Below are 14,143 nucleotides of genomic sequence, written 5' to 3'. Positions count from 1 at the left end.
AGTCTACGTACGTCGACTAAAATGTCGAGACCCCGGACACAACAGGGAGCGCCCGTGGTGGATTCAGTTGCGGACCTTGTCCTGCGCGGCGGACCGGTGCACACCATGGCGGGTTCCGGTCCCGCGACCGCGCTGGCGGTCCGGAACGGGCGCGTGCTGCGCGTCGGCTCCGACGACGACGTCGCCGACCTGGTCGGGTCGGGCACCGAGGTGGTCGAACTCGGCGGCCGGGCCGTCATCCCCGGCATCAACGACGCCCACCTGCACGCCACCTGGCTCGGCGCCCTGTGGCCGCACACGCTGTTCGGCGAGACCGGCGCGCCCGGGATGCCGCCGGAACGCCCGCTGCGCACCGCCGCCGAGCGGCGCGCGGCCATCCTCCGGGCCGGAGACCTGTTGGCGGGGCTGGGAATCACCAGCTACACCGAACCGGGGCTCGGGCCGGGCGAGGACGCCGGCGGCACCGGCGCGTTCGGCACGTCGGTGGTGGAGCAGTACCGCGAACTGGCCGCCGAGGGGCTGCTGCGGGCGCGGGTCACGGCGCTGTGGCTCTACGGCGAGCTGGACGGCCGGAGCACCCTCGACGACTTCCTCGCCGGACTGGCCACTGTGGACGGACCGGGCGCGGACCCCGAGCGGTTGAACTTCGCCGGGGTGAAGATCTTCGCCGACGGCATCCCGCCGATGCGCACGGCGTACACGCACCACTGCTACACCGACGGCACGCACGCGGAACTCCTCGTCGAGGGCCAGGACGCCGCGGACCGCGAGCGCAACCTCACCGAGATGGTGCTGGCCGCCCACCGCGCGGGGCTCCAGGTGGGCCTGCACGCCACCGGCGACCGGGCGATCGACCTGCTGCTGGACGCGGTGGCGCGAGCCCGCGCCGAGCAGGACGCGGACCTCGGCCACTACGTCATCCACGGCGACCTGGTGAGCCCGGAGCAGTTGCGGCGCATGGCGGACCTCGGGGTCGGGCTCTCCGCGCAGGCCGGTATCGCGGTGCGCACGGCGGGCGTGGTCGGGGCGACCCTCGGCCAGGAGCGGGCCGCGGGCGCGTGGCCGCTGCGCGCGGCCCTGGACGCCGGGGTGCCGCTGTGCCTCACGTCGGACGCACCGGTGCTCGCGCCGGACTGGCGTCGTGAGATCGCCGCCGCGGACCAGTGGATGGGTCCGGCCGAGGACCCGCGCGAGCGCGTGGAGACGCTGCTGCGCTGCTACACGGTGAACCCGGCGCGCCAGGACGGCGCCTCGGCGTGGAAGGGCACCCTGGCCGAGGGCATGGTGGCCGACCTGTGCGTGCTGGCCGCCGACCCGCTGGCGCTCACCCCGGCCGAACTGCCCGACGTGGACGTCGAGCTGACCGTCCTGGGTGGACGGATCGTCTACGAACGCGGGTGATGCGTGAACGGGGCCGGGCCACGCGGCCCGGCCCCGTTCGGCACGTCAGTCAGACCAGCAGCTGGCCGCCGTCCACGGGCAGGCTGGTGCCGGTGATGTGGGACGCCGCGTCGCCGGCCAGGAAGACCACCGCCGCCGCCACGTCCTCCACCGCCGCGAGCTGCCGCAGCGGGATCCGGCTCAGCCACGCCTCGCGCGCGGGCGAGCCCTCCGGCAGGCCCATCGCCAGCATCGGGGTGAGCACCGGGCCGGGCGCGACCGCGTTCACGCGGATGCCGTGCTCGGCCAGCTCGATGGCCGACCACCGGGTGAGCGCGTCCACCGCGGCCTTGCTGCTCTCGTAGGCTCCCATGCCGGGCGTGGGCTGGCGACCGCCGATCGACGACAGGTTCACCACCACGCCGCGCACGCCGCGTTCCACCATCCGGCGCGCGACGTGCTGCGTCATCAGGAAAGTGCCCTGGACGTTGGTCTGGAGGATGCGGCCCATGTCCGCGGCGGCCAGTTCGAGCAGTCGGCCGTGGACGCTGAGCAGGCCCGCGTTGTTGACCAGCACGTCCACCGGGCCGACCTCGTCCAGCGCGCGGCCGATCGAGTCCTCGTCGGTGATGTCCAGGGCCACGCCGCGGACACCGAGCGCGTCGGCGGCCTCCTCGACGCCGTGGACGTCGGCCACGACGACGGTGTCGCCTGCCTTCTGGAAGGCGGTGGCGATCGCGCGGCCGATGCCGCCGGCTCCGCCGGTCACCAGGACGGTGCGGGAAGAGGTCATCGTCGGTTCCTCTCGGGTGACCGGGGTTCCGGTCGGCTTACGGTATACAAGCGTAGAAAATAAACCACCAGGGCCGCCGGGCGGTCGAGTGGCGGCACCGGGTGCTCCGGAACGGGCGACCGCGTTCGCGGTCCGACCGGGGGCGGAGCGCGGGCCGTTACCCGATCGGAATGCCACCGCCGGTGGAATCCGGCTCAGGGGCTGGCGCTTTTAGTCGACGTGCGTAGACTAACACCCCATCTCGTCCCGGGCGCCCGCCGAGGTGGCCCGCTTCCTTTTCGAGGAGAGCTTTCATGACCGGACCCGTCCCGGACCGCATCGTCGACATCGCCATCGGCTACATGGGCGCCAAGCAGCTGTTCGCCGCGTCGAGGGTCGGGCTCTTCCGGGCCCTGTCCGACGGCCCGCGCACGGCCGCCGAGCTGGCCGCCACCACCGGCGTGAGCGAGCAGATCGCGCGCATCCTGGCCGACGCGATGAACGCCAAGGGCCTGCTCGACCGGCAGGACGGCCGGTACTCCCTGGCGGCCGACGCCGCGGAGTACCTGGGCGGCGCCGGTGACACCGACCTCGCGCCGTTCCTGACCTTCCTCAACGAGATCAGCTACGGCCACTGGCTCCAGTTCGACACCACCGTGGACACGACCAAGCCGGGCGAGCTGGCGATGGACGAAGCCCGGTGGGGCACCTTCATGGCCGGCGTGATGCGGTACAACTCGCTGCACGCGGCGATGCTCGCGCGTGGTTTCGACTTCACGCCGTACCGGTCGATGCTGGACCTGGGCGGCCTGTCGCCGGACTTCGCGGTGAACGCGCTGCGGGCCAACCCCGACCTGACCGTCCGGTTCGTGTTCGCGCCGATGTCCACCGAGGGCATCAACAACGCGCTCGCGGCGGCCGGCTTCACCGACCGCGCGACCGTCGAGCCCGCCGAGACGGAGACCGCCGCGCCGGGCGGCGAGCACGACATCGTCATGGTCAACCACGTGCTGCACCGGTTCACGGCGGAGCAGAACAAGACCATCCTGGCCAACGCCCGTGCGGCGGCCAAGGAGGGCGCGACCCTGCTGCTGCTCGACTTCTTCCTGGACGACGACGAGCGCCAGCGGCCGATCGACGCGCTGCACGCGGGCGAATACTTCGTCATCGACGGCACGGTCGTCTACCCGGAGTCCGAGGTCAAGGCGTGGCTGGAGGGTTCCGGCTGGCGTGCGCGCGAGGTCATCGCGCTGCCGGGCAGCCCGCGCGTGCTGGTCGCCGAAGCGGTCTGAGAACACCCGTTTCATATACGATTTCACGATTTGTCGACCCTGGGTAACCAGTTGGTTTCGGGACGATTTACCGGTCGGTCAACCGTTGATTTTTTTGCCGACAACCGTAGACTAACCCGCACCACGGTGAGCCAGGTCTCACCCACTTGAACCACATCTCCAGGCGAGGACCAGCCCGCGGCAGCGGCGCGTGACCCCCGCCGGCAGTCCATCACCGAGAGAAGGACTCAATGACGAGGACACGGACGGCACTGGTCGCGATAGCCGCGGCGGCGGCTCTCGCGCTCGCCGGATGCACCGGCTCCGGCGGCGGTGGCACCACCGCCGCCGGTGACACGGGCGAACTCAAGGCCGGGGTCTTCCTCGACGTCACGTCCTGGGACCCGGCGAGCGCCGACATCGGCTTCGACGGGCCGTACCTGTCGGCCGTCTACGACCCGCTGGTCGCGCTGGACAAGGACGGCAAGCCGGTGCCCGCGCTGGCCTCGTCCTGGGAGTGGTCCACCGACCGGCTCACGCTGACCGCGAAGCTGCGCCAGGGCGTGACGTTCGAGGACGGGCAGAAGTTCGACGCGACGGCGGCCGTCGCGAACCTGGAACACCTGAAGGCCGGCGTCCGCTCCGGCCAGGCGTACCTGAACGTCGCGGGCGTGTCCGCCAAGGACGCGGACACCGTCGAGATCAAACTGTCCAAGCGGGACGACGCCCTGCTGTACCAGATGGGCCTCGGCCGGAGCTGGATGGCCTCGCCGGCGGCCATCAAGTCCGGCGCGCTCGCGTCCGACCCCGTGGGGTCGGGCCCGTACAAGTACGACAAGGCGTCCTCGACCCCGCAGTCGCAGTACGTCTTCACCAAGAAGCAGGACCACTGGGACACGGGCACCTACCCGTTCCCGACCGTGCGGCTGTTCCCGATCACCGACCAGACGGCGAGCTTCAACGCGATGCTGTCCGGCCAGCTGAACGTGCAGTTCGCCAACGCCGCGAACCTGCCCAAGGCGAAGGAGAACGGCTGGAACATCGCCTCGAAGGCGGCGTCGTGGGTCGGCGTGCAGTTCGCCGACCGGACCGGTGCGCAGGTCAAGGCGCTCGGTGACCAGCGCGTGCGCCAGGCGATCAGCTACGCCTTCGACGCCGCGGGCATCCTCAAGGCGGTCGCCAACGACTCCGGCACCGTCACCAACCAGGTCTGGTCGGTGGACGGCGCGGTCTACGACAAGTCGATGAACGACAAGTACAAGACCGACGTGGCCAAGGCCAAGCAGCTCCTCGCGGAGGCCGGCTACCCGGACGGCTTCAGCGTGAAGATGCCGATGTCGCCGATCTTCCAGGCGTGGCAGCCCGCCGCCAACCAGACCTTCGGCGAGCTGGGCATCAAGGTCGAGTGGCAGGACATGGCCATGCCCGACTACCAGAAGAACGCGCCGACCTTCCCGATGTTCCTCGCGGTGATCGCGCTGGCCGGCAACGACATGGCGACGCTGACCGACCAGGTCACCACGTCCCAGTGGTACAACCCGAACCCGTCGGTCGACGCCTTCCCGGAAGTGAAGGCGCTGGTCGAGCAGGCCGAGCAGGCCGAACCCGGCCCCCAGCAGACGGAACTGCTCAAGCAGCTCAACAAGAAGCTGGTCGACCTGGCGTGGTTCGACGTGTGGTACCAGGCCGACAACACCTACTTCAGCGTCAAGGGCATCACGGTCACGCCGGTCACCGGCATGATGTTCCCGACGCTGCGGTTCATCCAGCGCGGCTGACGCGCCCGTGCTCCGGCAGGTCCGTCCACACCGGACGGGCCTGCCGGTGAGGAGCCGACATTGCTTTCCTTCATCGCGAAACGCCTGCTGTCGGGGATCCTGCTGCTCGTGGTCGTCACCAGCGGCACGTACTTCCTCGCGCACGTGGCGGTCGGGGACCCGACACCCGGCCTGCTCGGCAACAGCGCGACGGCGGCCCAGCAGGCCGCGCTGCGCACCAAGATCGGCTACGACCAGCCGCTGCTCGTCCAGTTCTGGAACTGGTTCTCCAGCGCCGCGACGGGCGACTTCGGCTCCTCGTGGCGCAACTTCCAGTCGGTCAACGACCAGATCGCGCTGCGCGTCCCGGTCACGTTGTCCATCGTGGTCTTCGCGACGCTGCTCGCCGCCATCATCGGCGTGGGCGTGGGCATCGCGTGCGGCCTGCGGCCCGGCGGCCTGCTGGACCGGAGCCTGAAGCTCGCGTCCGTGGTCCTGTTCGCGCTGCCCGGTTTCTGGGTCAGCCTCGTGCTGGTCATGTGGTTCGGCATCGAGCTGAAGTGGTTCCCCGCCGTCGGTTACGTGTCACCGGAGCACTCCTTCGGCGGCTGGATCCAGTCGATCACGCTGCCGTCGGTGTCGTTGGCGCTGGGCGCGATCGTCATGGTCGCCGAACAGCTGCGCAACGGCTTCCTCCAGGTGGCCAACCAGGACTTCGTGCGCACGCTGCGCGCCCGCGGGCTGTCCGGCAGGCGCGTCACCGCGCACGTGCTGCGCAACGCCTCGCCCGCCGCGCTGACCGTGCTCGCGCTGCTGTTCGTGGGTCTGCTCGGCGGCGCGATCGTCGTCGAGATCGTGTTCAACCTGCCCGGCATCGGCAGCCTGACCCAGTCGGCCTCGCAGATCGGCGACATCCCCGTGCTGCTCGGGCTGACCGCGGTCACCGTGGTGTTCGTCGTCATCGTCAACTTCCTGCTCGACCTCGTGCTCGGGTGGGTCAACCCGAAGGTGCGCGAGCGATGACCACAGCTCCGTTCCCCACCACCCTGGCGCCCGTCAAGCGCATCTCGTTGTGGCGGCGCTACCTGCGCCGCCCGCTCGGCGTGGTCGCCCTCGCCGTGCTGCTGGTCGTCGTCGCGGTCGCGGTGCTCGCGCCGTGGCTCGCGCCGTTCGACCCGAACCTCGTCGACTTCAAGCTGACCCACGCCACACCGGGCGACGGCCACCTGCTGGGCGGCGACTCCGCCGGCCGCGACATCCTCAGCCGCCTGCTCTACGGCGCGCAGACGACGTTGTTCGGCGCGGTGATCACCTGTGCCGCCGGTCTGCTGCTGGGTGTGCCGGCGGGCGTGTCCGCCGGTTACTTCGGCGGTGCCACCGACCGCGTGTGCTCGTGGATCAGCGACGCCCTCCAGTCCGTTCCCGGCATGATCGTGCTGCTGGTGGTCGCCGCCGGCACCGGGCAGTCGTTCGTGGTCCTCATGGTGGCGCTGGGCATCTTCCTGGCGCCCGGCTACTACCGGATCACGCGGGCGCGGGCGTTGTCGGTCCGCAAGGAGCCGTACATCGACGCCGCGCGCGTCGCGGGCGTGACCAACGGCCGCATCCTGCGCACGCACATGCTGCGCGCGGTCTACGCCCCGATCGTCGTGCAGACCGCGTTGACCGCGGGTATCGCCATCGGTATGCAGGCGGGCCTCCAGTTCCTCGGCATCGGTTCGGCGTCCACGCCGAGCTGGGGCCAGATGATGAACGACGGCTTCCAGAACATGCTGAACTACCCGCTGATCCTGCTGTGGCCGTCGATCGCCCTCGGGCTCACGATCGCCGCGCTGGCGTTCATCGGGTCCACCCTGGCGGACCTGGTCAGCGTCCGGTCCGAGCAGCCGACCCGGCGTGACCGGTCGCGGGTGCGGGAATCGCTGGCCGCGCCCGCGCCGGGCGACCTGGCGGAGCGGGTGGCGAGCGGGTCGCACGCGCACGACGCGGAGGACTGCGCCCTGCGCGTGGACAACCTGCGCGTCGGCTACGCCGTGTCGAACGGCGTGAAGGAAGTGGTCCGCGGTGTGTCGCTGGACGCCGCGCCCGGCGAGGTGCTGGGCATCGTCGGCGAGTCCGGTTCCGGCAAGACGCAGACCATCTTCTCCGTGCTCAACCTCCTGCCGTCCGGCGGCACCGCGGTCGCGGACGGCATCTGGGTCGGCGGGCGCGAGGTCGGCCGCCTGTCGCCGGGCGAGCGCGCGGCGCTGCTCGGCCGGTCGATCGGCTACGTGCCGCAGGAGCCGATGACCAACCTGGACCCCTGCTACACCATCGGGCACCAGCTGGTCGAACCGCTGCGGCACGTGCACGGCATGTCGAAGGCCGCGGCGCGCGAGCGGGCGCGGGAGGTCCTGGTGCAGGTCGGGATCACCGACCCCGACCGGGTCCTGGTGTCGTACCCGCACCAGATCTCGGGCGGCATGGCGCAGCGCGTGCTCATCGCGGGCGCGGTGGCCGGGCGACCGCCGCTGCTGGTCGCCGACGAGCCGACGACCGCGCTGGACGTCACGGTGCAGGCGGAGGTGCTGGAACTGCTGCGGGAGTTGCAGCGGGAGTACGGCATGGCGCTGGTGATCGTGACGCACAACTTCGGCGTGGTCGCGGACATCTGCGACCGGGTCGTGGTCATGAAGGACGGCCGGATCGTCGAGACGGGCCCGGTGGAGCGGATCTTCCGCAACCCGGAGGACCCGTACACGGCCGAGCTGATCAGCGCGTCGCTGGACGACACCGAGAGCAGGCAGGAACTGGACGAGGCGTGGTCGCGGGAATCGCCCGCCGCGCTCGACCGGGTGGGCGAGAAGGACGGTGCACGATGAACGCGCCCGGGGGAGCCGAGCCGCTGCTCGCGGTGGAGGACCTGGTGGTCGACTACCGCATCCACCGCAAGCTCCGGCTGCGCGCGCTCAAGGGCGTGTCGATCTCGGTCGGCGCGGGTGAGTGCGTGGGTCTGGTGGGCGAGAGCGGTTCCGGCAAGTCGACGCTGGGCAAGGCCGTGCTCGGGCTCGCCGCGGTGACGTCGGGGCGGATCTCGTTCGACGGCCAGGACATCACGCACGTGAAGGGCGCGGCGCGGCGTCGGCTGGCCAACGACATCCAGGTCGTGTTCCAGGACCCGTACGGCTCGCTGGACCCCACGATGACGGTCGGCGAGGTCCTGGCCGAACCCCTGGAGGTCACCGGGACGTCGCGGGAGAAGGCACGCGCGGTGGTCGCCGAGATGCTGGACCACGTGCGGCTGCCCAGCGACGCCGTGCACCGGTACCCGAGCGAGTTCTCCGGCGGTCAGCGGCAGCGGATCGCGATCGCGCGGGCGCTGGTCCGCCGGCCGCGGCTGATCGTGTGCGACGAGCCGGTGAGCGCGCTGGACCTGACCACCCAGTCCACGATCCTCGACCTGTTCATCGACTTGCAGCGGGACACCGGTGTCTCGTACCTGTTCGTCTCGCACGACCTCGGCGTCGTGCGGCGGATCTGCCACCGGGTCTCGGTGATGTACCAGGGCGAGATCGTGGAGGACGGCGACACCACCAAGGTCACCGACGACCCGGAGCACCCGTACACCCGGCGGCTGCTGCTGGCCGCACCGGTCGCGGATCCCGTGCGCCAGGCCGAACGCCGGGCCACCTGGCTCGGTCTCCGGGACTCGGCGTGACGTCGCGCGGGCGCTGACCATGCCGAAGGTCATCGACCACGACCAGCGGCGGCGGGAGATCGTGGAGGTCGCCAAGAAGCTGATCGCCGAGGGCGGCTTCGAAGCGGCGACCATGCGCAGCATCGTCACCGCCGCCGGTTTCGCCAACGGCGCGCTCAAGCACTACTTCGCCAGCAAGGACGAGATCATCGCCGCGACGTTCGAGAGCGTCCTGGCGGAGACCGCGCGGCGGATGTCCGAGTTGGACCCGGGCGCGAGCCCGGTGGAGGCGTTGCACGGGTTCGTCGAGGGTGCGATGCCGCTGGAACCGCACCAGATCGCGTCCGCGCGCGTGCTGCTGGTGCTGTGGGAGCGCTCGGTCGCGAACCCCGACCTGGCGCGGCGCTACCGCGACCTGCTGACGACGTGGCGGGCCGAGCTGACGAGGCGGATCGCCGCCGCCTCGCGGCTCGAACCGCCCGTCGTCGGCGTGCTCGCGGACGAGGTCATCTCGGTGACCATCGGGGCCAACGTGGCGAGCCTGATGCACCCGGTGGGCGAGCTGACCGACCGGTACCGCGCGTACATCGCGGAGTTCATGCGGCGCGTGGTGGGCTGAGCGCCTGGACCCGTCCGGGCGTTTTCGTCTACGCTCGTAGAATGACCAGTGTCGCCGCGCTGCCGGCCACCCGCACCCAACCCACCACCGAGGTCACCGGCCCGCCGGTCGTGCTCATCCACGGATTCGCCGCCGACGGGGCCGCGGACTGGCCCGCCGAGCGCTGGGCGGCCCCGCTGGCCGCGGCCGGCCGCGAAGCGGTCGTCGTGCACCTGCCCGGCCACGCGGGCGGGCCGGCCGTCGGCTCCGCGGACGAGGTCACCACCGCGAACGTGTTGCGGCGCATGGCGGACGGCGTCGGCGCGGGCGAGGTCGACGTGATCGGCTACTCGCTCGGCGCCCGCCTCGCGTGGGACCTCGCCGCGGGCGGCTACCTCCCGGTGCGCCGCCTCGTGCTCGGCGGTCTCAGCCCGATGGAGCCGTTCGGCGCGGTGGACCTCGCCGCGGCACGTGCCGCCGTCCAGGGCGGCCCGCGGCCCGCGGACCCGCTGACCGGCATCATCACCGGCATGGTGTCCGCGCCGGGCCAGGACTCCGAATCGCTGCTGCGCCTGGTCGAGGGCCTGGCCCGCGAGCCGTTCGACCCCGCCGCCACCGCGCCCGCCGTCCCGGCGCTGTTCCTGGCGGGCGAGGGCGACCCGATGGCGCAGGGCGTCGAGCAGGTCGTGGCGCGCGTGGCCGGCGCGGAGCTGCGGCACGTGCCCGGTGACCACCTCGGCGCGCTGAAGAGCGACGAGTTCCGCGCGGCGGCCTTCGAGTTCCTGGGCGTCTGACGATCCTCGATGGACACTCACGCCGCCGTCCACAGTGGACGGCGGCGTGAGTGCTATTCGGCCAGCACCTCCGCCATGAAGTCGACCAGCCACGCCTGCGCCGGGCTCCGCGCGTGGGCGTGGCGGGCGTAGACCGACACCTGGGCCGGCTCGATCTCGAACGGCAGTTCCAGCAACCGCAGCCGGTGGTCGGCGGCGAACGCGTCCGCGACCATCCGGGGCGCCATCGCCACGAGTTCGCTGTCCTGCACCAGGAACGGCAACGCCGCGAACCGGGTCGTCCGCAGCACCACCCGATGCTCCAGGCCGTTGGCCTCCAGCGCGCGGCGCGGTCCGTCGTGCCCGGTGGGGCCGTACACCGTGACGTGCTGCTCCGCCGCGAGCGCCGCCAGGTCCGCGTGGTCGCCCCGCAACCGGGGGTGGTCGTCGGCGACCATCGCCACGTAGCCCTCCGCGAACAGCGGCACGCGTGCGACGCGCGGCGTGCCGAACAGCGGTGACGCGATGAACGCGTCGACCTCGCCGCGCCCGAGGAGGTCGGGCGCGTTGACCACGTCGAGCGGTCGCACGGTGAGCCCGACACCCGGCGCGCGGGACGGCAGCGCGGCCATCAGGCGGGGCAGCAGCGACACCTCGCCCAGGTCGGACAGGGCGAGCGTGAACGTCGTGCGCGCGGTCCTCGGGTCGAACGGCCGCGCGCCGCTGACCGCCTCCTCGATGGCGGCGAGCGCGTTGTGCAGCGGTTCGTACAGGGCGCTCGCCGTGGTGGTGGGCGCGAGCCCGCCCTTGGCGCGCCGGAACAACTCGTCGCCGAACCGGCGGCGCAGCTTTTGCAGGCTGTAGCTGATGGTCGGCTGCGTGACGTGCATCGCCTCGGCGGTGGCCGTGACGCTGCGCGTCTCGTAGAGCAGCACGAACGTGCGCACCAGGTTCAGGTCGAAGTCACGCAACTATAGATCCCGTCGATGTGTCTGCCGCTGAACATTTATTGGAACACAGTCCGCCGGCTCCTTATGTTCTGGGTCACTCGGTCATCTCGACCGCACCACCGAGAGGGGCAGCACCTTGCCGACCGTCCGCCGCATCGTCCACGAGTTCCTGGAGCGCAACGGACTCACGACCGTCTTCGGCAACCCCGGCTCGAACGAACTGCCGTTCCTCGCCGACCTGCCGCCGTCGTTCCAGTACGTCCTCGGCCTGCACGAGGGGGTGGTGGTCGGCATGGCCGACGGCTACGCGCAGGCCACCGGCCGCCCGGTGCTGGTGAACCTGCACGCCGCGGCGGGCTCGGGCAACGCCATGGGCGCGCTGACCAACGCCGTGCACTCGCGCTCGCCGCTGGTGCTGACCGCGGGCCAGCAGGTGCGCTCGGCCATCGGCCTGGAGGCGATGCTCGCCAACGTGGAGGCCACCAACCTGATGCGCCCGCTGGTGGCGTGGTCGGGTGAGCCCGCCACGGCGTCCGACGTGCCGCGTGCCGTGGCGCAGGCCGTGTTCGAGGCGGACGTCCAGCGCCGTCCCACCTACCTCTCCGTGCCCTACGACGACTGGGCGCAGGAGGTCGAGGCGGACACCGTCCTGGACCGCAGCGTCCGCCGGGGCGCCGCGCCGACCGAGGAGCAGCTGGCCGAGCTGGTGGCCCGGTTCGAGCAGGCCCGCAACCCGGCGCTGGTGCTGGGCGGCGACATCGACACGGCCGGCCTGTTCGACCGCGCCGTCGCGTTCGCGGAGCACCGGTCGGTGCCCACGTGGGTCGCGCCGTCGCCCTTCCGGCTGCCGTTCCCCAACCGGCACGTGCTGTTCCGCGGCGTGCTGCCCGCGGGCATCGGCGCGGTGTCCTCCGCCCTCGAGGGGCACGACCTGGTGCTGGTGCTGGGCGCGCCGGTGTTCCGCTACCACCAGCACGTGCCCGGCCCGTACCTGCCCGAGGGCACGCGGCTGGTGCAGGTCACCGACGACGCCGGCGCGGCCACCCGCGCGCCGATGGGCGACGCGCTCATCGCGGACCCCGGCGTGGTGCTGGAGGCGTTGCTCGACCGCACCGCGCCCCGCCCGACCGAACCCGGGTACGTGCCCAACCCGGAGCCGGCGACCGCGCCGCACGCCCTGCACCCGGAGCAGGTGTTCGCGGCCCTGCGCGACACCCAGCCCGACGACGCGATCTACGTGGTGGAGTCCACCTCCACGAACTCGGCCTGGTGGCGGCAGATGGACCTGCGTCGCGGCGGGTCGTACTTCTTCCCGGCGGCGGGCGGGCTCGGGTTCGGGCTGCCCGCGGCGGTCGGGATGGCGATGGGCCGCCCGGACCGGCCGGTCGTGGCCGTCGTCGGCGACGGCTCGGCGAACTACGGCATCACCGCGTTGTGGTCGGCCGCCCGCTACGGCGTGCCGGTCACGTTCGTCATCCTGCGCAACGGCACCTATGGCGCGCTGCGTTGGTTCGGCGAGCTGCTGGGCACGCCCGACGTGCCCGGCACCGAGATCCCCGGCCTGGACTTCACCCGCATCGCCGAGGGTTACGGCGTGCCCGCCACCACCGTGTCCGACGAGGCCGCCTTGCGGGCGCGGCTCGCGGTGGGCGGGCTCCAGCTGATCCAGGTCGACACCTACCCGACCAGCCCGGAGTAAACCCCGCTGGGCGATCACCGGCCGAGGCGATCGGCCACCGGAAGGAGAACGGCAATGACGACGTCTCCAACCCGCTCCGGCTGGACGGCCGCGCTCTGCTGGCTGACCGTCCTGCTGGAGGGCTACGACCTGGTCGCGTTCGGCGCGACCATCCCGGTCCTGCTCAAGACCGGCCACCTGGGCTTCACTCCGGCCGGTGCGACGCTGGTGGCCACCCTGTCCCTGGTCGGGGTGGCGGTCGGCGCGGCCGGGCTGAGCCCCCTGACCGACCGGTTCGGGCGGCGGCGGCTGCTGATCGGCTCCGTGCTGCTGTTCTCGGTCTTCACGCTCGCGATCCCGCTGTCGCCGAACGTGGCGGTGTTCGCGCTGCTGAGGTTCCTGGCGGGGCTCGGGCTCGGCGCCTGCATGCCGGTCGCACTGGCGACCATGGCGGAGAGCCTGCCCGCCCGCCGCCGGGCCAGCGCGAGCACGCTCACCATGACCGGGTACCACGTGGGCGCGGTGCTGATGACGTTGCTCGCCCTGGCGGCGGCGGAGAACTGGCACCTGCTGTTCTACGGCGGTGGCATCGCCGGGTTGCTGGCGGTTCCGCTGATGTGGTGGCGGTTGCCGGAGTCCGGCGCGTTCCTCGCGGCGGCCCGGGAGAGCGAGCCGATGCCGGCGCGGGAACTGCTCGGACCGCGGCACCGCCGCACCAGCATCGCGGTGTGGGTCGGGTCGTTCATGGGGCTGCTGCTGGTGTACGGGTTGAACACCTGGCTGCCGCAGCTGATGCGGACGGCGGGTTACCCGATGTCCACGGCGATCACCCTGTTGCTGATGCTGAACATCGGCGCGGTGATCGGCCTGCTGGCGGCGGGCCTGATCGCGGACCGGTTCGGCGTCAAGCCGGTCGCCGTGCTCTGGTTCGGCGCGTCCGCGGTGCTGCTGGCGGCGTTGAGCATGCGCGTGGACAGCAGCGCGCTGCTGAACGTGATGGTCCTGCTGACCGGTGTGTTCGTGTTCTCCGCGCAGGTGCTGATCTTCGGGTACGTGACCCAGGCGTTCCCCGCGCGAGCACGCGGCACGGCGCTGGGCTTCACCTCGGCGGTCGGGCGGATCGGCTCGATCCTCGGCCCGTTCGTCACCGGCGCGCTGGTGACCGCGGGCGTCGCGTACCCGTGGGGCTTCTGGTTCTTCGCGGCGGTGGCGGTGCTGGGGCTGGGCGCGGTGCTGCTGCTGCGCCGCACACCCGAGGCGGCCTCGGTACCGTGAGCCGGTATTCGTT

The 14,143-nt window shown here is 71.8% G+C and carries 12 protein-coding genes; 10 read left to right on the top strand and 2 right to left on the bottom strand.

Translation table 11 applies throughout. The features are described from left to right. Window positions 1-54 precede the first annotated feature (54 nt). On the top strand, window positions 55-1,401 hold the full coding sequence (locus KZQ38_RS14905) for an amidohydrolase (protein ID WP_219442417.1): 1,347 nt from the start codon (window positions 55-57) through the stop codon (window positions 1,399-1,401). 49 nt (window positions 1,402-1,450) lie between these two features. Here the strand turns inward: KZQ38_RS14905 and KZQ38_RS14900 are convergent, their stop codons facing one another. Further along, on the bottom strand, window positions 1,451-2,173 hold the full coding sequence (locus KZQ38_RS14900; RefSeq protein WP_219442415.1) for an SDR family NAD(P)-dependent oxidoreductase: 723 nt from the start codon (window positions 2,171-2,173) through the stop codon (window positions 1,451-1,453). A 293-nt stretch (window positions 2,174-2,466) separates the two neighbouring features. Here KZQ38_RS14900 and KZQ38_RS14895 point away from each other — a divergent pair, with 293 nt between their 5' ends. From KZQ38_RS14895 to KZQ38_RS14865, 7 genes are all read left to right on the top strand, one after another. After that, window positions 2,467-3,444 carry a methyltransferase gene (locus tag KZQ38_RS14895; protein ID WP_219442413.1) on the top strand — a complete coding sequence of 326 codons (978 nt, stop codon included), beginning with the start codon at window positions 2,467-2,469 and terminating at the stop codon, window positions 3,442-3,444. A 230-nt stretch (window positions 3,445-3,674) separates the two neighbouring features. Continuing rightward, the gene (locus tag KZQ38_RS14890; protein ID WP_219442410.1) at window positions 3,675-5,201 is read left to right on the top strand and encodes an ABC transporter substrate-binding protein; all 1,527 of its coding nucleotides are present in this window, start codon (window positions 3,675-3,677) and stop codon (window positions 5,199-5,201) included. A 60-nt stretch (window positions 5,202-5,261) separates the two neighbouring features. Next, complete coding sequence (locus KZQ38_RS14885; protein ID WP_219442408.1) at window positions 5,262-6,203, top strand: ABC transporter permease; 942 nt, start codon at window positions 5,262-5,264, stop codon at window positions 6,201-6,203. Next, a complete protein-coding gene (locus KZQ38_RS14880; protein WP_219442406.1) occupies window positions 6,200-8,041 on the top strand; it encodes a dipeptide/oligopeptide/nickel ABC transporter permease/ATP-binding protein in 1,842 nt (613 codons plus the stop codon). Before KZQ38_RS14885 ends, KZQ38_RS14880 begins: the two co-directional genes overlap by 4 nt. Next, complete coding sequence (locus KZQ38_RS14875; RefSeq protein ID WP_219442404.1) at window positions 8,038-8,877, top strand: ATP-binding cassette domain-containing protein; 840 nt, start codon at window positions 8,038-8,040, stop codon at window positions 8,875-8,877. Before KZQ38_RS14880 ends, KZQ38_RS14875 begins: the two co-directional genes overlap by 4 nt. A gap of 19 nt (window positions 8,878-8,896) precedes the next feature. Continuing rightward, window positions 8,897-9,475, top strand: a complete 579-nt coding sequence (locus tag KZQ38_RS14870) for a TetR/AcrR family transcriptional regulator (RefSeq protein WP_219442402.1) — start codon at window positions 8,897-8,899, stop codon at window positions 9,473-9,475. 41 nt (window positions 9,476-9,516) lie between these two features. Next, a complete protein-coding gene (locus KZQ38_RS14865; protein WP_219442401.1) occupies window positions 9,517-10,248 on the top strand; it encodes an alpha/beta fold hydrolase in 732 nt (243 codons plus the stop codon). A 53-nt stretch (window positions 10,249-10,301) separates the two neighbouring features. Here KZQ38_RS14865 and KZQ38_RS14860 read toward each other — a convergent pair whose 3' ends face one another. Beyond that, entirely contained in the window at window positions 10,302-11,198 is an 897-nt protein-coding gene (locus KZQ38_RS14860; protein WP_219442398.1) for a LysR family transcriptional regulator, read from the bottom strand. 115 nt (window positions 11,199-11,313) lie between these two features. Here KZQ38_RS14860 and mdlC point away from each other — a divergent pair, with 115 nt between their 5' ends. Together mdlC and KZQ38_RS14850 are read left to right on the top strand one after the other, a co-directional pair. Next, a complete protein-coding gene (mdlC, locus tag KZQ38_RS14855) occupies window positions 11,314-12,876 on the top strand; it encodes a benzoylformate decarboxylase (protein WP_219442396.1) in 1,563 nt (520 codons plus the stop codon). Window positions 12,877-12,930: 54 nt separating this feature from the next. Next, window positions 12,931-14,130, top strand: coding sequence for an MFS transporter (locus tag KZQ38_RS14850; RefSeq protein WP_219442394.1), 1,200 nt, complete (start codon window positions 12,931-12,933; stop codon window positions 14,128-14,130). Window positions 14,131-14,143: the final 13 nt, after the last annotated feature.

Source organism: Saccharothrix obliqua, from assembly GCF_019375475.1.
Classification (GTDB): domain Bacteria; phylum Actinomycetota; class Actinomycetes; order Mycobacteriales; family Pseudonocardiaceae; genus Actinosynnema; species Actinosynnema obliqua.
The sequence above is the reverse complement of the archived record's forward strand: the minus strand, read 5'-3'. Positions and strand labels throughout refer to the sequence as shown.

Excerpts from the sequence above, each read along its gene's own strand:
- KZQ38_RS14900 (WP_219442415.1), bottom strand. The coding sequence starts at position 2,173 with ATGACCTCTTCCCGCACCGTCCTGGTGACCGGCGGAGCCGGCGGCATC.
- KZQ38_RS14895 (WP_219442413.1), top strand. The coding sequence starts at position 2,467 with ATGACCGGACCCGTCCCGGACCGCATCGTCGACATCGCCATCGGCTAC.
- KZQ38_RS14890 (WP_219442410.1), top strand. The coding sequence starts at position 3,675 with ATGACGAGGACACGGACGGCACTGGTCGCGATAGCCGCGGCGGCGGCT.
- KZQ38_RS14880 (WP_219442406.1), top strand. The coding sequence starts at position 6,200 with ATGACCACAGCTCCGTTCCCCACCACCCTGGCGCCCGTCAAGCGCATC.
- KZQ38_RS14875 (WP_219442404.1), top strand. The coding sequence starts at position 8,038 with ATGAACGCGCCCGGGGGAGCCGAGCCGCTGCTCGCGGTGGAGGACCTG.
- KZQ38_RS14870 (WP_219442402.1), top strand. The coding sequence starts at position 8,897 with ATGCCGAAGGTCATCGACCACGACCAGCGGCGGCGGGAGATCGTGGAG.
- KZQ38_RS14865 (WP_219442401.1), top strand. The coding sequence starts at position 9,517 with ATGACCAGTGTCGCCGCGCTGCCGGCCACCCGCACCCAACCCACCACC.
- KZQ38_RS14850 (WP_219442394.1), top strand. The coding sequence starts at position 12,931 with ATGACGACGTCTCCAACCCGCTCCGGCTGGACGGCCGCGCTCTGCTGG.